This is a genomic window from Kitasatospora sp. NPDC022856 (assembly GCF_055561235.1).
In genome coordinates, this window is the sequence record NZ_JBVHHE010000028.1 from 25,387 (window position 1) to 45,665 (window position 20,279).

15 protein-coding genes and 1 pseudogene are annotated in these 20,279 nt (G+C 74.1%); 7 read left to right on the forward strand and 9 right to left on the reverse strand.

Features of this window, described 5'->3' with window-relative positions; all coding sequences use genetic code 11:
* Nucleotides 1–60 precede the first annotated feature (60 nt).
* The 3 genes from ACZ34W_RS28820 to ACZ34W_RS28830 all read left to right on the forward strand — a co-directional run bounded on the left by ACZ34W_RS28820 (nt 61) and on the right by ACZ34W_RS28830 (nt 2,246).
* Nucleotides 61–810: an SDR family NAD(P)-dependent oxidoreductase gene (locus tag ACZ34W_RS28820; RefSeq protein ID WP_465608221.1), complete on the forward strand. Its 750-nt coding sequence runs from the start codon at nt 61–63 to the stop codon at nt 808–810.
* Between the two features lie 205 nt (nt 811–1,015).
* Nucleotides 1,016–1,612 (forward strand): TIGR03086 family metal-binding protein, encoded by a 597-nt coding sequence (locus tag ACZ34W_RS28825; protein WP_465608223.1) that lies wholly within the window; start codon nt 1,016–1,018, stop codon nt 1,610–1,612.
* 226 nt (nt 1,613–1,838) lie between these two features.
* Complete coding sequence (locus ACZ34W_RS28830) at nt 1,839–2,246, forward strand: GNAT family N-acetyltransferase (RefSeq protein ID WP_465608225.1); 408 nt, start codon at nt 1,839–1,841, stop codon at nt 2,244–2,246.
* Nucleotides 2,247–2,465: 219 nt separating this feature from the next.
* Here ACZ34W_RS28830 and ACZ34W_RS28835 read toward each other — a convergent pair.
* The 9 genes and pseudogenes from ACZ34W_RS28835 to ACZ34W_RS28875 all read right to left on the reverse strand — a co-directional run.
* Nucleotides 2,466–2,912 (reverse strand): annotated as a pseudogene (locus ACZ34W_RS28835) ((2Fe-2S)-binding protein); the annotation flags it as partial.
* A gap of 73 nt (nt 2,913–2,985) precedes the next feature.
* Nucleotides 2,986–5,043 carry a xanthine dehydrogenase family protein molybdopterin-binding subunit gene (locus ACZ34W_RS28840; protein WP_329491116.1) on the reverse strand — a complete coding sequence of 686 codons (2,058 nt, stop codon included), beginning with the start codon at nt 5,041–5,043 and terminating at the stop codon, nt 2,986–2,988.
* Nucleotides 5,044–5,630: 587 nt separating this feature from the next.
* Nucleotides 5,631–6,296: a cysteine hydrolase family protein gene (locus ACZ34W_RS28845; RefSeq protein ID WP_465608227.1), complete on the reverse strand. Its 666-nt coding sequence runs from the start codon at nt 6,294–6,296 to the stop codon at nt 5,631–5,633.
* Nucleotides 6,293–6,532 (reverse strand): acyl carrier protein, encoded by a 240-nt coding sequence (locus ACZ34W_RS28850; protein WP_329491118.1) that lies wholly within the window; start codon nt 6,530–6,532, stop codon nt 6,293–6,295. Before ACZ34W_RS28850 ends, ACZ34W_RS28845 begins: the two co-directional genes overlap by 4 nt.
* A 111-nt stretch (nt 6,533–6,643) precedes the next feature.
* Entirely contained in the window at nt 6,644–7,657 is a 1,014-nt protein-coding gene (locus ACZ34W_RS28855; RefSeq protein ID WP_329491119.1) for a class I SAM-dependent methyltransferase, read from the reverse strand.
* A 4-nt stretch (nt 7,658–7,661) separates the two neighbouring features.
* Entirely contained in the window at nt 7,662–8,723 is a 1,062-nt protein-coding gene (locus ACZ34W_RS28860) for an NAD(P)H-dependent flavin oxidoreductase (RefSeq protein WP_465608229.1), read from the reverse strand.
* Nucleotides 8,710–9,555: an aminoacyl--tRNA ligase-related protein gene (locus ACZ34W_RS28865; protein WP_465608231.1), complete on the reverse strand. Its 846-nt coding sequence runs from the start codon at nt 9,553–9,555 to the stop codon at nt 8,710–8,712. The genes ACZ34W_RS28860 and ACZ34W_RS28865 overlap by 14 nt, the downstream gene beginning before the upstream one ends.
* 99 nt (nt 9,556–9,654) lie before the next feature.
* A complete protein-coding gene (locus ACZ34W_RS28870) occupies nt 9,655–10,542 on the reverse strand; it encodes a diiron oxygenase (RefSeq protein ID WP_465608233.1) in 888 nt (295 codons plus the stop codon).
* Between the two features lie 210 nt (nt 10,543–10,752).
* Nucleotides 10,753–12,093: a condensation domain-containing protein gene (locus ACZ34W_RS28875; RefSeq protein WP_465608235.1), complete on the reverse strand. Its 1,341-nt coding sequence runs from the start codon at nt 12,091–12,093 to the stop codon at nt 10,753–10,755.
* A gap of 939 nt (nt 12,094–13,032) precedes the next feature.
* On the opposite strand from ACZ34W_RS28875, the gene ACZ34W_RS28880 reads away from it, so the two are divergent.
* The 4 genes from ACZ34W_RS28880 to ACZ34W_RS28895 all read left to right on the forward strand — a co-directional run bounded on the left by ACZ34W_RS28880 (nt 13,033) and on the right by ACZ34W_RS28895 (nt 20,140).
* Nucleotides 13,033–15,045: an ABC transporter ATP-binding protein gene (locus ACZ34W_RS28880; RefSeq protein WP_465608237.1), complete on the forward strand. Its 2,013-nt coding sequence runs from the start codon at nt 13,033–13,035 to the stop codon at nt 15,043–15,045.
* Nucleotides 15,042–16,823, forward strand: a complete 1,782-nt coding sequence (locus ACZ34W_RS28885) for an ATP-binding cassette domain-containing protein (RefSeq protein WP_465608239.1) — start codon at nt 15,042–15,044, stop codon at nt 16,821–16,823. Before ACZ34W_RS28880 ends, ACZ34W_RS28885 begins: the two co-directional genes overlap by 4 nt.
* A gap of 247 nt (nt 16,824–17,070) precedes the next feature.
* A complete protein-coding gene (locus ACZ34W_RS28890; protein WP_465608241.1) occupies nt 17,071–18,327 on the forward strand; it encodes an MFS transporter in 1,257 nt (418 codons plus the stop codon).
* A gap of 205 nt (nt 18,328–18,532) precedes the next feature.
* Nucleotides 18,533–20,140, forward strand: a complete 1,608-nt coding sequence (locus ACZ34W_RS28895) for an alpha/beta hydrolase (protein ID WP_465608243.1) — start codon at nt 18,533–18,535, stop codon at nt 20,138–20,140.
* Nucleotides 20,141–20,279: the final 139 nt, after the last annotated feature.

Sequence of the window (20,279 nt, forward strand, 5' to 3'; positions counted from 1 at the left end):
GCGCCGGTCGAGGATTGAGTCATGTCCGCGAACGAGTCAAGGAGTTCTGACGATATGACGATGACCCAGCTTGCGAAGCTCGACGGCAAGGTGGCCCTGGTGACCGGCGGCAGCCGGGGGATCGGGGAGGCGGTGGCCCTGCGGCCGGCCGAGGACGGCGCCGACGTCGTGGTCACCTACCAGGGCAGTGCGGAGCGGGCCGAGGCGGTCGCGGTCAAGATCACCGGCATGGGCCGGCGCGGCTGGGCCGTCCGGGCGGACAGTGCCGACCCGCAGGCCGTCCGGGCCGTGGTCGAGGCCGTGGCCGAGCGCTTCGGGCGGCTCGACATCCTGGTCAACAACGCCGGCGTCGGCGTGCTCGGCCCGATCGAGGAGCTCACGCTCGACGACGTGGACCGGGTGCTGGAGGTGAACGTCCGGGCGCCGTTCCTCTACGCCCAGGCGGCCTCGGCCCACCTGGCCGAGGGCGGGCGGATCGTCACGATCGGCAGCTGCGTCGCGAAGCACGTGGCCTTCCCCGGTGCCACGCTCTACGGGACGAGCAAGGCCGCCATGATCGGTCTCACCAAGGCGCTCTCGCGCGAGCTGGGCCCGCGGGGGATCACCGCGAACGTCGTCCACCCCGGCCCGATCGACACCGAGCTGAACCCGGCGGACGGTCCGTCGGCGGAGTTCCAGCGCGGGCTGACGGCACTCGGCAGCTACGGCCGGGTCGAGGACGTCGCGGCCACCATCGCGCACCTCGTCGGTGAGGACGGCCGGTACATCACCGGCGCCGAGATCGCCGTGGACGGCGGCCTCGCCGCCTGATCGGGCGTGGTCCGGTCCGGTCGGGCCTGATCGGGCGTGGCCCGGCGTGGCCCGGCGTGGTCCGGCCCGTTCAGGGCGAGCGGTCGGCGGGCCGGTCGAACGGGGGCGACGGGCGGCCCGGCGCGGTGTTGCGCCGGGCCGGTGTCGGTCCCCCCGCTTACGATCGGCCGGTCCGACCGCCCGCCCCGAATCGAAGAGGTGTGCCATGACCGCAACGGAAGACCCGATCGACCTGCTCGCCCGGGCCCTCGCCCAGACCGCCGGGCTGATCGACGGCATCGGTGCCGAGCAGGGCATCCACCCGAGCACCTGCCGCTCCTGGGACGTCACCCAGCTCGTCAGCCACCTCCTGTTCGACCTACGGCAGTTCACCCTCCGGGCCGAGGGCGGCGACCCGGACTGGTCACGGCCCTTCGACCGGGTCGAGGGCGACTGGCTGCACGCCTTCGAGGCCGGCGCCGAAGAGCTGGTGGCCGCCTGGCGCGCGGCCGGCGACCTGGACGGCGTCATCGAACTCCCCGGGGGGAAGCACCTGCCCGCCCGCTTCCCGCTGGACCAGCAGATCGCCGAGTTCGCCGTGCACGGCTGGGACGTGGCCCGCTCCACCGGCCAGTCCACGGCCGGCCTGGACCAGGAGGTCGGGCGGGCCGCGCTCGACTGGGGGCGCGGCGCGCTGCGCCCCGAGTACCGGGGCAGCGAGGAGGAGCACCACTCCTTCGGCCCCGAGGTGGCCGCCCCCGAGGACGCTCCGGTCTACGACCGGTTGGCCGCCTTCTTCGGCCGGGACCCTGAGGCCCGCTGAGCCGCGGGCGGGGTGGCCGGTCGCCGGTGGCCGGCGCCCGGACCAACCGGCTCCGGCTCCCACCCGTACGGAATCCGGCAGGATCCGCTGATGACCCGATCCGCGGTGACTTTGCGCAAGCCCGTGCTCGACGACCGGCAGGCCGTGCACTCCCGGGGCCGGCCTTGAGGAGGCTTGTCGCTACCAGGCCTGGGGGCCGAACACCGAGGACCAGACGCGCGCGTTCGTGCAGACCGCCGTCGACGCCTGGTCGCACGCCCGTCAGCAGCGATACGTCTACGTCGCCCGCTTCGAGGGCGAACTCGTCGGCATGGGCGAGCTGCACATTCGCAGCCGTCGCCATCGGCAGGGCGAAATCGCCTACATCGTGCACCCGAGGGCCTGGGGGCGTGGCGTGGGCACGGCGATCGGACGGGAGCTACTGTCGCGCGGGTTCGGGGAGTTGGGGCTCCACCGGATCTACGCGACCTGTGACCCCCGCAACCTCGCGTCGGCCCGGTTGCTGGCCGGGCTCGGCATGACGTACGAAGGGCGGCATCGGCACACCGCGCTGATCCGGGACGGCTGGCGGGACTCCGAGATGTTCGGCATCCTCGAAGCGGAATGGCGGCCGAACCCCGGCGATGGACGGTGATCTCGCTGGTGCGGGCCCATTCGGGCAAGGGCGCGGCCACCGTTGTCGGCACGGGCCGGGCCGAGACGTTCCGGTTCGGCAGCGGTGTCGCCGGTCCGTCCCGGGCCGGGATCAGGGCGTGGGGCGCGGTGCGGGCCCGGCCGTGGCCGGGGTGGTGAACACGGGTACGAGTCCGGGTGCGAAACCGGTCGTCGCCGTGGGTGCCGGCGCCGCCTGGGCGGCGGCGGCCTTCTTGATCGCCTCGCGGATCCGCGGGTAGGTGCCGCAGCGGCAGATGTTCTGGATCCCGTCGATGTCGGCGTCGGTCGGCGCCGGGGTGCGGCGCAGCAGGGCGACGGCCGTCATGATCTGGCCGGGCTGGCAGAAGCCGCACTGGGCGACGTCGCACTCCAGCCAGGCCTCCTGGACGGGATGCAGGACCTCGCCGTCGGCGAGGCCCTCGATGGTGGTGACCGTCCGTCCGGCGCAGTCCTTGACCGCCGCCGTGCACGGCTGGAACTCCTCGCCGTCCAGGTGGCTGGTGCAGGCGCGGCAGACGCCGACCCCGCAGCCGTACTTGGGGCCGGTGACGCCGAGCTTGTCGCGCAGCACCCAGAGCAGTGGCATGTCGTCCGGCGCCTCGACGGTGACCGGCTGCCCGTTGAGGACGAAGGTGTGGCTGGGCATGGGGAGTCGGGCCCTTCGAAGAGGTCGGTGGCGGCGGCGGACCGGGGCCACCGGGGGAGTGCGGGCGGCGGGTTCAGAAGTCGAGCGGGAAGGAGCGCGGGGCGGTTCCGGTCGCGCGGGCGTAGGCGTTGGCGACCGCGGCCGAGGCCGCCGGGACGCCCAGCTCGCCCGCGCCGCCGGGTGGACCGCTCGGCGGCAGCAGGTGGATCTCGACCGAGGGCGGAGTGTCCCGCTGCCGGGCGTAGCGGAAGTCCGAGAAGCTGCCCTCGCGGACGGCGCCGTGGTCGATGTGGTTGCCGGCCCGGAGGATCACCGAGATGCCGTCGATCAGCGCGCCCGTCAACTGGGCCTCCAGACCACTGGGGTTGATCACGCGGCCCACGTCGGCGGCGATCACCGCCCGGGTGACCCGCGGCCGGCGGGGGTCGGAGGCGTCCAGCTCGACCAGGTAGGCGACCCGGCCGCCGTTCTCGTCGTGGTAGCCGATGCCCTGGGCCTGGCCGGCGGGCATCGGGCGGCCCCACCGGCCGGCCTGGGCGACCTTGTCCAGGACGGCCCGGCCCTGGGCGTCGCGCAGCCGGGCCCGGCGGAAGGCGACCTGGTCCTGGCCGAGCCGCCGGGCCAGTTCGTCCATCATGATCTCGTCGGCGACCCGGACGGTGCCCGAGTAGACCGAGCGCCAGCTGCCGGTGGGCACCTCCAGCGGCACCTCGGAGAGCAACTGGGTCGGGACGCCGACGTTGTACGGGTTCTTCTCACTGAGCAGGAAGAAGGCCTGGGCGAGGCTGATCCCGGCCACCGAGAGGTTGAACCCGGCGGCGGTGAGCGCCTCGCCGAGGCCGTGCCGGAAGTCGGTCCGCACGGTGGCGACCCGGTGTTCGTAGCTGAGCACCTGCCCCAGGCCGTAGGTGGCGCGCACCCGATGGTGGCTGGCGGGGCGCATCCGGCCGTGGCGCATGTCGTCGTTGCGGGTCCACATCAGCTTGACCGGGCGGCCCGCCGCCCGGGAGATCTGGGCGGCCTCCAGTGCGGCGTCGAAGAACAGCCGCCGGCCGAACGAGCCGCCGCCGCGCACCACATGGACGGTGACGGCGTCCTGCGGCAGGCCGAGTTCGGCGGCGATCGTCTGCTGGGCCACGATCGGGGTCTGCGACGCGAACCAGATCTCGGCCCGGTGGGGGCGCACGTCGGCGACGGCGGTCAGCACCTCCATGGGGGCGTGGTTGACGAAGGCGAAGTCGAACTCGCCGTCCACGTACTGGGTGAGCAGCGGCGGGACGAGGAACGGGGCGTGGGCGGCGCGGAGTCGGGCCCGGATGTCGGCGTCGGAGAGCGCCGCGACCGGACCGGGGTTCCAGGACGTGCGGAGCGCGTCGCGGGCCTTGAGCGCCTGGTCGAAGGTTTCTGCCAGGACGGCCACGCCGCTCGGGATCCGCACCACGCCGAGGACGCCGGGCATGGTGCGGGCGGCCGAGGCGTCCAGGGACTTGAGGGTGCCGTTGATGGTGGTCGGGCGGGCGACCACGGTCGGCACCGCGCCGGGGACGGCGAGGTCGCCGGCGTACTTCGCGCGGCCGGTGACGATGGACCGGGCGTCGATCCGCCCGGTCCGCCGGCCCACCAGGCGCTGCTGGTCGGCCGGCTTCGGGGTGGCGGGCACGGCCGGGACGGCCACGGCGGCTGCCTCGGCGGCGAGTTCGCCGTAACCGGCCCGACGGCCGTCGGGGGCGAGGACGGCGGAGTCGGCGGTGCGCAGCGTGTCGGCCGGCAGCGACCAGCGGCGGGCGGCGGCGGTGACCAGCCGGGCACGGGCGGCGGCGGCCGCCGCGCGGACCGGGTCGTACAGCGAGCGCACCGAGTTGGAGGCGCCGGTGAGCTGGTTGAACAGCAGGTCGGGGCGGCCGTCGGAGAGCGGGACGTCGACATCGCCGAGCCGGGCGTCGAGTTCGTCGGCGACGAGCATCGCGATGGTGGTGGTGAGGCCCTGGCCGACCTCCAGCCGGGGGAGGTGGAGCGCGGCGCGACCGCCGGGGGTGATCTCCAGGACCAGCAGGTGGGCGGTGGGCAGTCCGGCCACGATCAGCGCGTCGCCGAGGTCCAGGATGTCGGGGATGCCGGGCAGACCGAGCAACTGCGGTGCCTCGGCGGCCTGTTCGGCGGCGGCGTGGGCGGTGGCGGGTGCGGCGGCGTCGAGTCCGGCCCGGGCGGCGACGGTGAGGGTGGGGGCGGCCAGCAGATAGGTGAGGAAGCGGCGGCGGCCGGTGGGCCTGGCGGCACGGTCGGCGGCGGCCTGGGCGGCGGTGTCCCGCCCGCTGTCCGGGGATGCGGCGGAGGTGCTGATGGCAGGAGCCCTTCGAGCCGGGGTCGGCTCCGGCCGGGCGGCCTCGGCGGCCCCGGCCCCGGTGCCGGATCACGAACGCGGTCGAGCATAGGAGGGGGTTACTGGCCGGTCAACACGGGCACTTCGGGCCGGAACGGGCATCTGCGGGGATGTCGGATGGGGCGGATACGGACGGCACCGCAGGGCGTGGCGGCGGCCGCGGTACCGCTGTCCGGGTGACGGCCGGGCCTTGCCCGTACGGGGGTTCGCCGCTCGGCCGCGGGTCCGGCCCGGGGTGTCCGCGAGTCCGCCGGCGAGCGGGACCGCGAAGCCGCAGGAGGCGCCCGTGCGGGTGGTCGGAGCGGACCGGGGCGGCCCGCTCCGACCACCCGCGGGCGTCAGCCCTCCTCGGGCGCCGGGAACCCGAACCGCGCCAGCAGCTCGGCGGTGTCGAGCAGTTGGACACCGAGCCCGGCGACCTCGACCAGCCCCTGCTCGCTGGTGCGGGAGATCGCGTCGGGCACGGCCACCACCCGGTAGTCCCGCTCGCTGGCCTGGATCAGGGTAGCCCGGGGGCAGTTCGGGAAGTTGCAGCCGACGAGGACGACGGTGTCCACGCCGTGCCCCTCCAGCAGCTCCTGCAGGGGCGTCCGGTAGAACGCGCCCCAGCGCGGTTTGAAGATCGCGTACTCGCTCGGACCCAACTCCTGGGCCCGCCCGGCCAGCAGGAGCTCGGGGTCGAGCGGGGGCGCGCCGAGCGGGGCGAGCGCCGGGGCGAGCCCGCTCCCCTCGGAGCCGGGCGAGACCAGGTCGGTGCCGGAGGCCAGCAGCGTCCGGCGGACCAGGTCGGCGTTGCCGCCGCCCTTCTCGTACAGCCGGACGACGTGGACCACCGGGCGGCCGGCGGCGCGGAAGGCCTCGACCGTCCGGCGTACCTGCGGCAGCACCTCGGTCGTGCCGGGGATGCCGTAGGGGCTTTCGGAGAGGAAGTCCCGCTGCAGGTCGATGGTGACCAGGGCGGAGGACGCCGGGTGCGGGGCGAGGTGCGGGTCGGCCGTCGTCATGCCGCCTCGATCAGGTCGGCGAGGAAGCGCTGCTCGATCCGCTCGACCGTGCGGAAGTCGTCGACGCTGACTTCCTGGAGGTCGATGGTGCGGCCGGAGATGCTCTCCAGCAGGTAGATGAACTCAAGGAAGTCCAGGGAGTCGATGAGGCGGCCCTCGATGAGGTCCTCCTCGCGGTCGATCTCCCGGTCCAGCTCGGGGTTCTTGGCGTTGATCCACTCGATGATCTGCTGCATGACAGCTCCTGGGAGGTTTCGAAGGTGCGCCGGCGACGCGTCCGTGACGGAGTCCGCGGGGACGGCGCCGGCCCGGCAGGCGGTAGGACGGGCGGGCGGTACGGGCGGCGCTCAGGCGGTGGTGCCCCCGGCGCGGCCCACCAGGAGGCGGGCCGACTGCTCGGCGGTGGGCAGCACCTCGATGTCCGACAGCCCGGCCGCCGTCATCAACTCCGCCATCTCGGCGGTGGTGTAGCTGCGGCCGCCGCTCCAGAGGGCGAGGGCGGAGAGGTTGTGCAGGGTGGTGAAGACCGGCGCGGTGCGGGACTCCTCCAGGAAGTGGCCGTGCACCAGGACCCGGCCGCCGGTGCGCAGCGCCGCCGCCGAACGCCGCAGGATGGAGAGGCAGTTCTCCGGGCTCTCCTGGTGCAGCACGTTGGAGAGCAGCACGACGTCGGCGTCGGTGCCGAAGGCGTCCCGGTAGTAGTCGCCGGTCCGGGCGGTGATCCGGTCGGCCAGACCGGCCTCGCCGATCACCTTGCCCGCCAGCTCGGCCACCGGCGCGAGGTCGACCACCTCGGCCCGCAGCCCCTCCCAGACCCGGCAGAACGCGATGCTGTAGCTGCCCGCGCCGCCGCCGACGTCGATCAGCCGCCGGGCGTCCTCGGGCGGCAGCGCCCGGGCGACGGCCTCCGCCGTCCGGGAGTTGTACTCGTGCATGCCGAGGATGAAGTCCTCGACGTACGCCGGGTCGTCGGTGAGCCGGCCGCTGCGGTCCTCGACCGCGCGGCCCTGCTCCAGGGCCTGGCCGAGCCGGCCCCAGGGCTGGTACCAGCGGCCCATCACCCGGACCCAGCGCACCAGCGACTCCGGCGAGCCGGTGGTGAGCAGGCGCTCGGCGGTGCGGGTGTTGCGGTACCCGCCGTCGGGGTCCCGGGTCAGCAGCCGCAGGGCGGTCGCGGCGTCGAGCAGCCGCAGCGCGGAGTCCGCGGGGACGGCGCAGCGCTCGGCGACCTCGTCGACGCCCAGCGGGCCGTCGGCGAGTGCGTCGAACACCGCGAGCTCGACCGCGGCGATCAGTACCTGGGAGTGCCAGTAGCCGAACGCCAGCTGGCTGACCTGGGTCAGTCCGAGGTCCAGGGCCATGGGGTCACGTCCTTTCGGAGGGTCGGAGGGAGTCGGGGACCGCGTCGCCGGTGAGGGCGGCGTCGCCGGCGAGGGCGGCCCGGAACTCCTCGCGGAGCCGGGCGACCACCCGCCCGGCGGGCTCGACGGCCGTGATCCGCCCGCTGCCGAGGCCGGCGTAGCGGGCCATGGCGTCGATCCGGCCCTCGGCCTCGACGGTGGGGGCGGCCGCGGAGCCGCGCGGCACCGGACGGCGGACCCCCATCACGGTGGTCCAGGCGATCAGGGTGGCCGGCGGCGGCTCGGGCGAATCGGTGACCGGCCCGCGCAGGACCCGGTGCGGACGGCCGGGCCAGCCGATCGAGAAGCGGTCGGTGATCAGGGTGTCCGCGCCGGTCGCCGCGACGACGGCCGTCTTGTAGTCGTCGTGCGCGGCGGACTCCGCGGTGGTCACGAAGACCGTGCCGCACAGCGCCCCGCTCGCCCCGGCCCGGAGCGCGGCCAGCAGGCCGGCGCCGTCGGTGACGGCGCCGGACGCCAGCGCGGGCGGCTCCTGGTCGTAGGCGGCCAGCAGCTCGGCGAGCGGCCGGGTGCCGAGGTGGTGGCCGCCGGCCTCGGTGCCCTGCAGCACGACGGCGTGGGCGCCCAACGCCGCGGCGGCGGCCGCGTCCTCGGGCGTGCCGACCTGGACGACCAGCCGGTGGCCGGCGTCGAGCACCCGGCGGGCCTCGGCCTCCGGCGGCAGGCCGTAGCTGTTGAGCACGAGCTGCCGGTCGGCCGCCTCGATCAGCGCGCCGATCTGCTCCGGGAGCAGCCGGCCCGACACCTCGGGGATCAGATTGACGCCGAAGGTGCGCGCCGTGCGGCGGGCGGTGTCGCCGATCAGCTCGACGGCCAGCGCCCGGTCGCCCTTGTAGAGCGCGACCGTGCCCAGCGCGCCCGCCTCGCTGACGGCGGCCGCCAGGGCCGGTCCGGCGATGCCGCCCATACCGGCCTGCACCAGGGGGAACTCCACGCCGAGGGCGGCGGCGCCGCGCTCGGCCGCGGCGAGCACCCGGGCCCGCTCCCCGGTGTCAGGCGCGGACATCGCGCACCCGGGCCAGGGCCTTCTCGGCGGTGCCGTGGGCGAGGAGCATCGCGTGCACCCAGCGCTCGACGCCGAACGCGGTGCAGCTGCTGTGCGCGGTCTCGCCGCCCGAGGTGATGCCGAGCCGCTCGCCGAAGAAGTTGCGGTGGCGGTTGACCGAGGCGATCGCGGTGCCGTCGGTGGCGACGAACTCGTACTTCACCGGGTCCAGGGCCATCAGCTTCGCCCGGGAGCCGGTCCGGTCGTAGAACGGGTCGTTGGCGGGCTGGTACGACAGCTCGACGCCGAGGCGCCCGGCCAGCTCCTCGACGAAGACCCGGGAGGTGGCGAGGTGGTCGCGGGCACCGTCGGCCGAGCCGAAGTACACGACCTCGCGCATGTGGAAGCCCCAGAGCCGGCGCAGGCCGTCGTAGTGGTCCTCGTTGCGGAAGCAGCGGCCGACGGCGGTCAGCCGCAGCTCCTCGCCGACCTCCTGGCCCTCCAGCGAGAGCAGCACGCCGTAGCAGGTGGCCGAGGGCAGCACGTAGCCGGTGGGCTCGACGGGCTGCCGGCCGGCCTCCGCACCGGCCGCCAGCTCGTCGACGGCCTGCTCGGACAGGCGGGCCGCGAGCACCCCGAGGTGGGGGAAGTTCCGGAAGTAGTCGAGCTTGGCCAGGCCCTCGACGGGCAGCAGCGGCGGGCCCACCACGGCGGGCGCGGCGACCTGGTCGGCCAGGCCGGTGAAGAGCGCGTCGAGCTCCAGCAGCAGCGCGGCCCGGTCGGGGTCGAGGGCGACCAGGCCGGGGCCGGGGTCGCGCAGCCGGACGGCGGCGGGCTCTACGGTCGATGTCATGCGAGCGGTACCTCGTTCTCGTGGATGGGGCCGGAGGGCTGGTGGTTCCGGTGGTTCTGGCGGTTCTCGTGTGCCGGTGGTCCCGGCGGGGCCGAGGGCTCAGGCGGCCTTCGGTGCGAGCACGCCGATCCGGCGGTAGAAGGCGGTGGTGCGGCTGACGATCGCGTCGTGGACCGGCCCCCGGGCCGGGTCGGCCAGCAGGCGGGTGCGGAAGGCGAACGGGTCGGGGATGCCGGCGTCCCGGTAGACGTCCACGCTGTAGAGCTGCTGGATCGAGGCGTTGATGTACTTCTCGATGTACTGCCGGGCGGCGCTCAGCTCCTGCTCGTCGCCGGCCTCGCGCAGCCGGTCCCAGAGCGCCCGGACCAGCTGGGCGCCGAACGCGATGTGCCGGGACTCGTCCTGGTGGTGGACCCGGTTGATCGCCCGGATCGTCTCCGGCAGCGCGGTGTCACCGGCCATCTTGCTGTTGAAGTGGTCCACGATCTGCTCGAAGATCAGGATCCGGCTGAACACGATGAAGTTGTCGAACAGCGCGGAGTGCTTCCGGTCGCCGAAGCTCATCGCCCGGTTGGGGTAGAGCTTCCCGCCGTAGCGCAGGCAGAACTCGGCGAAGAACCACATGTGTTCGTTCTCCTCCCCCAGGAAGTGGTGGAAGAACGGCGTGGGGATCTCGTAGCCCGGGGCGTGGATGCGCGCCACGACCTCCTGCATCAGCTCGCGGATGCCGTGCACGTTCAGGCTGTAGAAGTTGACGCTCTCCCACTTGGCCAGCGTCAGGTACTGCTCGCGGGTGAGTTCGGCGGCCGCGTCGGTGCCGTGGACCGTCATCAGGTCCTCGCTCATCCACAGGGCGCCCTCGGGGATGCTCTCCGGCCAGTCGAAGGTCTGGTACGGGTTGTAGTACTCGTTCTCGGCGGCGGTGGTCAGGCGCTCGACGGCGGCGCTGACCTCCTCGTCCCAGATGGCGGGTGCGGTGCTGCTCATGGGTGCGTGCTCCTGTGCGACGGATGGCTTCTGGGGTACTTCGGGCGTACTCGGGCGTACTCGGGCGTACTCGGGCGTACTTCGGCCGGGCGTACTTGGGCGAACGTCGGGCGCGGTCCGAGGTACGTGGACGTACTTCGGGCGTGACCGGACCTACGCCGGGCGTACTTCGGCCGGGCGTACTTCGGTGGTGTGGGGAGGGAGGTCGGGTCAGGAGCCGGCGACCGGGAGGGTGTCCAGGCCCGGCAGGCCGGCCGCGCTCTCCACGAGTAGCCGCTCGAAGGCGCGCAGCAGGCGCTCGATCTCCGGACGGGGGATCAGCGCGGTGTCGGCCATCAGGTACAGCAGGCAGGTGTCCGGCTCGTAGGTGGTGTGCACGAAGAAGTCGGCGTCCTGGCGCTCCCAGGTGCCGATCAGCGAGACCTCGGTCTTCCCGGTGAGCGCCTGCAGCTGCTCCGCGGAGCCGTCGGTGGCCGGCAGCCGCTCCCAACGGTCGTGCAGGCGGACGTCGTTGAAGAAGGACGCGAGCCGCAGGGCGCCGCCGCTCGCCTCCCGGGCCGCGTCGATCACCCCGTCGACCACCAGCGGGTCGTACTGCGCGAAACGGTAGGCGTTCATGCCGGCGAGGAAGGTGGCGCGGATGACCTCCTCGAAGGTCGGCCGGGCCACGTCCAGCGAGAACAACGCGTTGGCGGTCATCGCGGCCACCAGACGGCGGCTGCGCTCGTCGTGCCGGTTGACGGCGATCAACTGCAGGACGGCGGTGCTGTTCCCGGTGTACGCGCCGAGCAGCGCGGCCGTCCCGGCGAGCAGGACGGTACCGGTGCTGACCCCGCAGCGGTCGGCGAGCGCACTGGCGGCCACCGCTGTGGCGGGCGAGTCCATGCGCAGCCGGACGAACCGCTCGGCGGCGTCCGTGACCGGGGAGGCCTCGCCCGCGACCGGCGGGAACCGTGCGGCCGGGAACATCGTGGGCGGCAGGCCCGCGAGGCTCCGGCGCCAGTAGTCGACCGAGGCGGCGCCGCGGGCGGCGCCCGGGCCCTCGGTCTCGAACCCCGCCTGGTCCAGCGGCTGCCAGGCCGGCGGCTCCGGGTCCTGCCCGGCGAGCAGGTCGCGCAGGTCCTGCTCGACCTGCTGCACGCCCCAGAAGTCGACGCCCAGGTGCGAGAAGACCAGCGCGACCTGGACCGGCTCGCCCTGCTCCGTCACCACGGCGCAGCGGAACGGCCACTCCTCGCGGTGCCGGAAGGGTTCGGCCGCCAGCGCCCGGGACACCTCGTCGGCGACCGTCGCGCCCTCGCCCGGCGGGGCCTCGTGGACGGGGACGGCCAGCTCGCCGGAGGCCGACACGTGCTGCACCGGCCCCTGCCCGGTCTGCTCGAACCGGGTGCGCAGTGCCTCATGGCGCGAGAGCAACCGGCCCAGTGCGTCTTCAATCTGATGGAGCGTCAGACTCGTTGGTGCGGACACGACCCGGGGGATGTTGTAGTAGTGGGCGCCTTCGTCGAGCCACTGGATGGACTTCCAGATGGCGCGCTGACCCCAGGTCATCGGGGCGCTCCCGGTCCGGTCCCCGTGGAACCGGAGGGAGCCGACACGACGTTGTTCCATGCCTATGCCTCTCGGGGCTGCGCCGCGTCAGCGGCGCGGTCGGTTGACGGCGTGGTGCGGTGCGGTGATGCGGTGGGGCTGCCGCGTCCTCGGCCGGGCGCCACGGCAGTGGGGCGCCTCGGGGGTGCGGTGCATCGCTCGGGGACGTGCGGGCGGGCCCGGTCGACCGCCGTACGCGGCCGGCCCGGCGGAACGCGAGGCGGGAGCGGTGCGGCGTGAAGTCCGGTGGAGGGTGGGACGCCGCGGAGGGTGGGGCTGGCTGTGGGCCTCGCCCTCGGTCCGGCTTCCAGAGGTGCGGGGCCACCGATCGGGCGGCGGCCCACGTCGACCCCGGTCCGAGGTGAAGGACGGAGACACCGACCCGGCCGGCCGGTTTGCTCCCTTCCGCTTCGGACCCTAGCGACCACCGCTTCGGGTTGTCCAGCATCTTCCGGCGGCCCGCGCCGCCCCTCGGCCGGGCGGGCCGAACCACCCGGCCCGCCCGGAACCGGCAGTTCCACGAATTCCTTGACGTGACCACTGGTCTAGTCCAAGCTGATCGCGGCGCACGATCATGAGCAGCAGCGGAACAAAATCGGTTGTCACCCACGCCCGCCGCTCCGCCGACCGCCCGGGTACCCCGTGGCTCCTGCTCGCGCCGAACCGCACAGCCGCCGGTCCTGCTTCGGGGTGTCTTCCAGCACCGGTACGAACGACCGCGGTCGACGACGCGTCACGCGTCCGCTCCCTTCCTCGCCGGCCCGGCAGTCCGCCGGTTCCGTCCGTCCTTCCGGTCCACGTCCTGTCGTTCGCCCTGCACGTCGTTCGCCCGGCTCGTCGGGCCGGTGCCTCACCGGTCCGCCGGCTTCGTCAGCACACTTGTCCACGGGGGTTTTCAAGGTGTCGTCATCCGTTCCGTCTGCCGACGCCGGCTGGCTCGGCAGCCGCGTCAGGCGCTGGCGCGCCGTCGTCGAGCTGCTGCGCCATGCCGGCGCCGGCCTGCTCGTGTCGGGCGCCGTGGTCCACCTCGTGGTCGGGCTGCTGCCGATCGCGTTCATCGCCTGGACCAGCCGGGTCATCGCGGACATCCCGGCCGCCGCGGCGGCCGGGGGCACCACGGGAGCGGACTGGGAGAAGGTCGCCGCGGCGCTCGGCATCGCCGTCGGGGCGTTCGTGCTGCAGCAGTTGCTGACCCCGTTCCAGACCGTGGTCAGCGAGGTGGTCACCCGCCGGGTGGACGGCGCCTGCATCGGCCGGCTGATGGACGGCGCGCTGAACGACCTGCCCGCGGCGGAGCTGGAGCGGCAGGACGTGCTCGACCTGCTCTCGGACGCCCGCAGCGCCTTCGACCGGGCCCGGCCCACCCCGGGCGACGCCGCCGCCGGAGCCCTGGCGCTGATCGCCCGCTACGCCCAACTGGCGGGCGCCGCCGTGATGGTGGCGGTCACGCTGGGTGTCCTCCCCGGGGTCATGGTGGCCCTCACCGCCCTGGTCATCCGCTTCGGCCAGCGCGGCTCGCTGGGCCGCTTCGCCACCCTGCTGGGCTCGCTGGCCGGCCCGCGCCGCCAGGTCGGCTATCTGCGGCGGGCCGCCGGCGGGCCCGAACTCGCCAAGGAGACGCGGATGCTGGGGCTGCTGCCCTGGCTGCTCTGCCGTCACGAGCGGGAGGCCCGCGAATACCTCGAACCGCTCTGGACCGGGCGCCGCCGGCTGCTCTTCTGGCCCTTCGTCGGCCTCGCGGTGGTCGGTCTGCTCGGCGGCGGCACCGCGCTCGTGGTCCTGGCCCGCAGCGGGGTCGACGGCGCGCTGTCGCTGCTCCAGCTCTCGGTGGCGCTCCAGGCCGTGCTGATCCCGATGCGCTTCGGTGTCTACTTCCCGGAGAGCGACGTCCAGACCCAGTACGGGCTGGCGGCCTACGACTCCCTGGTCCGCTTCGAGGCCCTGGCCCGCGCCCGCGTGCCCGCGCGGCCCGGCGTCGGCCCCGCGTCGGACTCCGCCGGGGCCTCGCCCGCCGGGACCTCGCCCGCCGGTATGTCGCCCACCGGGGCCTCGCCCGCGATCGACGGTCCGATCCGCTTCGAGAACGTCGCCTTCCGCTACCAGGAGGACGGCCCCGACGTGCTGCGCGGCCTGGAGCTGGAGCTGCGGCCGGGCCGGTCGACCGCGATCGTCGGCCTCAACGGCTCCGGCAAGACCACCCTGGTCAAGCTGCTGGCCGGGCTCCACGAGCCGACCGAGGGCCGGGTCACCGCCGGCGGCACCGACCTCGCCGGGCTGCCCGCCGAGGCGTGGCAGCGCCGGATCGCCGTCATCTTCCAGGACTTCACGCGCTACCAGCTCACCGCCGCGGAGAACATCGGGATGGGCCGGCCGGAGCTGCTCGGCGACCGCGAGGCACTGCTCGCCGCCGCCGAACGGGCCGGAGCGGCCGAGATCGTCGCGCGGCTCCCGAAGGGCCTGGACACCGTCCTGTCCACCCAGTACGAGGGCGGCAGCGACCTCTCCGGCGGGCAGTGGCAGCGCATCGCGCTGTCCCGCGCCCTGCTCGCGGTGGACGCCGGCGCCTCGCTGCTGATCCTCGACGAGCCCACCGCGCAGCTCGACGTGCGGGCCGAAGCGGCCTTCTTCGACCGCTTCCTGGAGATGACCGAGGGCATCACCAGCGTGATCATCGCCCACCGGTTCTCCAGCGTGCGCCGCGCGGACCGGATCGTCGTGCTGGCCGACGGCGGCGTGGCGGAGAGCGGCACCCACGAGCAGCTGATGGAACTCGACGGCCGCTACGCCGAGCTGTTCAGGATCCAGGCGGAGCGGTTCGCGCGCGACGAGGAATCCGGCGACGGCCCGACCGACGCGCAGGACCCGGACGGACAGGAAGAGGACCGCACCATGCGCCCGGTGGGTGCCCGATGACCACACTGTTCCACGCCGTGCGCCGGCTGCTGAGGCTCGCCGTGCACTGCGATTCCCGCCGGCTGACCCACGCCGTTCTGCTGATGACCGTCGGCTACCTGGCCACACCGCTGATCGCGGTCAGCCTCAAGGAGCTGACCACGGCCGCGATCGACGGCACCGGCTCGGCCGCCACCTGGCTGGCGCTGACCACGGCGCTCCTGCTGGTCGTCGAACTGACGATGAATCACTTCGCCCACCTCTCCTACTTCGAGCTGGGTGAGCTGGAGGAGCTCAGCCTGCAGGCCGAGGTGATCTCGCTCGCCCACGGCGACCGCGGCCTGGAGAAGCTGGACCGCGCCGACGTCGCCGACGCCCTGACCCTGATCCGCGAGGAGCTGCCGCGCACCCGCGCCGCGCTCGAAGCCGTACTCCAACTCGGCGGCCTGGGGCTTCAGATGGCCGTCACCGCCGTCCTGCTCGGACTGCTCAACCCGTGGCTGCTGCTGCTCCCGCTGTTTGCCGTGGTGCCCGTGCTGGTCGGCAACCGGGCCCAACTCCTGGTCGATCGGGGCAAGGAGGCCACCGCGCCGGAGAACCGGCTGGGCCGGCACCTGCTCGAACTCGCCACCACCCACGCCTCCGTGAAGGAGGTGCGGCTGTCCGGCGCCGCGTCGGTGCTCATCGAGCGCCACGGCCGCGACTGGCGGCGCGCCACCGGCACTCTGGCCCGCGCCCACGCCAAGGCCGGACTGCTGCGCGCGATAGGGCAGTTGGCCTTCGCCGCCGCGTACGGTGGTGCGATCTACCTGGTCGCCCGGCAGACCGTGAACAGCGGCGCCGGCGCCGGCATCGGCGACGTCATCCTGGTCATCACGCTGGCCGCGCAGGTCAGCCTGCAGGTCTCCAGCGCGCTCACGCTGCTCTCGGTGCTCCAGGGCGCCGGCCGCACCCTGCAGCGGCTGGACGGGCTCCGCGAGCCGCGCCGGGAGGAGGCGGCGGGCGGCGCCGTCCCCGAGGCCATGACGGCCGGCATCCGCCTGGAGGGCGTCACCTTCCGGTACCCCGGCCAGCAGCGGGCCGTCCTGGACGACGTCACCCTGGACATCCCGGCGGGCGCGGCGCTCGCCGTGGTCGGCGAGAACGGCGCCGGCAAGAGCACCCTGGTCAAGCTGCTGTGCGGCCTCTACCGGCCCACCTCCGGCCGGATCCTGATCGACGGCGTCGACCTGGAGGAGTGCGACCCGCAGCTCTGGCAGCGCCGGGTGGCCACGCTGTTCCAGGACTTCGCCCGGCTGGAGCTGAGGCTGCGGGACAACGTGGGCATCGGGGACCTGGAGCGGCTGGACGACGACGCGGCGCTCACCCGGGTTCTGGAGAGCGCCGACTGCGGCCCGGCGCTGGCCCGGGTCGACGGCGACCTCGACGGGCTGCTCGGCCGCGGCTACGGCGACGGGGCCGAACTCTCCGGCGGCCAGTGGCAGAAGCTCGGCCTGGCCCGGGCCCTGCTGCGCCGCCGCCCGCTGCTGGTGGCGCTCGACGAACCGGCCTCCGCCCTGGACGCCACCGCCGAGCACGCGCTGTTCGAGCACTTCGCCGACCTCGCGGCCCAGGCCCGGGCGGACACCGGAGCGGTCACCCTGCTGGTGTCGCACCGCTTCTCGACGGTGCGGATGGCGGACCTGATCGTGGTGTTGGAGGGCGGCCGGGTCTCGCAGGTCGGCAGCCATGCCGAACTCGCCGCCGCGGAGGGCCTGTACGCGGAGCTCTACCGTCTGCAGGCCCGCGTCTACCGCTGAGCTCTGCCGTCGGCGGGTCCGAGTTCGCCGCTGGGCTCTGCCGTCGGCGGGTCCGCGTTCGCCGCTGGGCCGACGGCCCGGTCCCGCCCGCTTCGCCGGGGCCGGGGCCGGGGCCGGACCGGCCCCGGCGGCGAAGTGGCCCACTCCTGTGCCATACCACTGGCCCTGTTGGCCGGTCCACCCGCTCCCTAGCATTGATCCTGTCAGTGCGACCGAGCGGCCGACGGCCGCCCGACCCGGGAGAGCTGTGTCGATTCGATCCGTCCCACCGGCAGGGGCCCGGCGGACCCTCGCCGCCGCCCAGTTGATCAGCTCGATCGGCGACGGCGCGTACTTCACCTGCTCGGCGCTGTACTTCACCCACGTCGTCGGCCTCTCGCCCGCCCGGCTCGGCCTCGGCCTGGCCGTCGCCTGGGCGATCGGCTCGCTGGCGGGAGTCCCGCTCGGCCACCTCGCCGACCGGCGCGGGGCGCGGGGCACGGCGGTGCTGCTGGCCCTGGCCACCGGTGCGGCCGTCGCCTCCTTCCTGGTCGTCCACTCCTTCGCGGCGTTCCTGCTAGCCGCCTCCGTGTACGCCACGACGCAGTCCGGGCTCACGGCCGCGCGCCAGGCGCTGGTCGGCGGCCTCGTTGCGCGCGAGGAGCGCACCGAACTGCTCGCCCGGCTGCAGTCCACCCTCAACGCGGGACTGGCGCTCGGCGCGGCCCTCGGTGGCGTCGTCCTGACCGTCGGCACGCGGACGGCCTTCCTCGCCGCCTTCCTGGTGACCGCGCTGGGCTTCCTGGGCGCCGGACTGATGATGCTGCGACTGCCCGCGGTGGCGCCCGGCCGGGACCGGACCGGCGCCGCACCCCGGCTGGAGGTGCTCTCGGACCGGCCGTTCGCGGTGGTGACCCTGCTCAACACCGTCCTGCTGCTGCGGATGCCCCTGCTCAGCCTGGTGATCCCGCTCTGGATCGCCGAACGGGCGCCCGGGCTCGGCTGGTTGGGATCGGGCCTGTTCGTCCTCAACACGGTCGGGGTGATGCTCTTCCAGGTGCGGGTGGCCCGCCGGGTCACCGGACTGCGGACCGCCTCGCGGGCCGTGCGCGAGGCCGGCGTGGTCCTGCTCGTCTCCTGCGTGGTCTTCGCCGTGGCCGCCGCCGCGGGCCTGCCGCCCTGGGCGCTGGGCGGGCTGCTGGTCGCCGCCGCGGCGCTCCAGGTGGCCGGTGAGCTGCGGCAGTCGGCCGGCTCCTGGCAGATCGCCTTCGACCTGGCGCCGGCCCATCAGACCGGCCAGTACCAGGGGTTCTTCGGCTCGGGTGTGGCCGTGGCACGCACGGTCGGGCCGCTGCTGCTCACCACGCTGCTGCTGAGCTGGGGCACGCCGGGCTGGCTGCTGCTGGGCGCACTGTTCGCGGCGGCCGGTTGGGCGATGGGGCCGGCGGTGCGTTGGGCGGAGCACCGCCGCCCGGGAGCGGTGGCGGCGCCACCGGCGGCGCGGGCGCTACCCGCGCGAATCTGACGGGACATCACCAGCGGGCGGGCGCTGTCCGGATGGTGAGGGGGTGCGGACGGCCCGCGGCGGATTTTGCGCCAGATCCTGTTCCGATAACGGAAATTGCCGGACAGATGGCGTCGCACCAGAAGAATCCACGGTGGTACGTGGTCTTCCCCTCCCGAGGAGCGGCTGCCAGGCTGACCGGGTTTGCAGAACCGGAGGAGGTTACGTGTCCCGTATCACCAGTCTCGCGCTGGCGGTCGCCAGCGCGTTCGCGCTCGTCGCCGGCACCACCGCCGCCGCCTCGGCGGCACCCGACCCGGTCGCGGCGGCCGCCGAGGCCCGGGTCGACCCGGTCGCCTGGGCACCGTGCAATCCCGACCCGTCCAAGCCGGACCCCGGGATATACGACTGCGCCGTCTACCCGGTGCCGCTGGACTACGCGCACCCGTCCGGCGAGAAGATCGGCATCGCCATGATGCGCCGGCGCGCGGGTGACCCGGCGAAGCGGATCGGCTCACTGTTCCTCAACCCCGGCGGCCCGGGCGGCAGCGGCTACCTCTGGGCGACCACGACCCGCTTCGAGCCCGAGGTCCAGGCCCGGTTCGACCTGATCGGCTTCGATCCGCGCGGCGTCGGCCTGAGCAACCCGCTGAAGTGCTTCGGCACCGACGAGGAGGCCAACGGCGTCTTCGACCGGCTGACCGGGGTGCCCGTCACCAAGGCCGAGATCGACGGCACGCTGGCCGCCACCCGGGACTACACCGACGCCTGCGACCGCAACGCCGGACCGCTGATCGAGCACATGTCGACCGAGAACGTGGTCCGTGACCTCGACCGGATGCGCCGCGGGGTCGGCGACCGCCAACTCTCCTTCGCCGGCTTCTCCTACGGCACGCTGATCGGCGCCACCTACGCCAACATGTACCCCGACAAGGTCCGCGCGGTGATCATCGACGGCAACGTCGACCCGAACCTGCGGCTGCACGACGGCCTGGAGTACGACCGGCAGCGCGCGAACGGCTTCGAACTCGCCCTGGACGAGTACCTGAAGCGCTGCGAGGCGGCCGGTGCGCCGCGCTGCGCCTTCGGCGCGGGCGACACCCGGGCGAAGTTCGACGCGATCCGCGACCACCTGCGCACCTCCCCGGTCACCCTGCCGAACGGCACCCGGGTGACGCTGTCCAGCTTCACCAGCCAGGTCGCCAACGCGCTCTACGCGCAGAGCCGGCAGGCCCCGCTGGCCACCTCGCTGCAGGCGCTGGACGACGTGCTCCGCCAGCAGAAGGCCCCGTCCCTGGCCGTCCCGAAGAACGCGGCCGACGCCGACCCGCTGGCGGTGACCGTGCCCGCCGCGCTGCGCGAGGCCCCGGCGGACACCCCGTACTCGGCGGACGACTCCTACTACGGCGTCAACTGCCAGGACAAGCCGTACCCGTCCAACCCGCGGGCCTTCGTCAACGCGGCCCGCTCCTGGGAGCGCGACGCGCCGACCTTCGGGCGCTACCAGGCCTTCGACGCGCCCGCCTGCGCGACCTGGCCGGCCCCGGCGCGCGACGTCGAGCGGTACACCGGCCCGTGGAACCGGCGCACCGCCACCCCGGTGATGGTGATCGGCAACCTCTACGACCCGGCCACCCAGTACACCTTCGCCAAGCGCATGCAGCGCCAGCTCGGCAGCGCCGTCCTGGTCAGCGTCGACGTGATCGAGCACTGCGCGGTCGGCCGGAGCAAGGAACTGAACAAGCTGGTCACCTCCTACCTGGTGAGCCGGCAGGTGCCGGCTCCCGGCCAGCTCCTCAAGCCGGACGCCGAGGCCTTCCCGCCGGTGGCCTGACCCCGCCGGGTCGGCAGGCAGCCGACGGGCGACCGGCCCCCCGTCCGTGCGGCGGGGGGCCGGTGCGCGGTCCGGCCCCGGCCCGGGGGAGGGGCCGGTGCTCGGGCCGGCTCGGGCATGGCGTAGGTTTCCCTTCGGA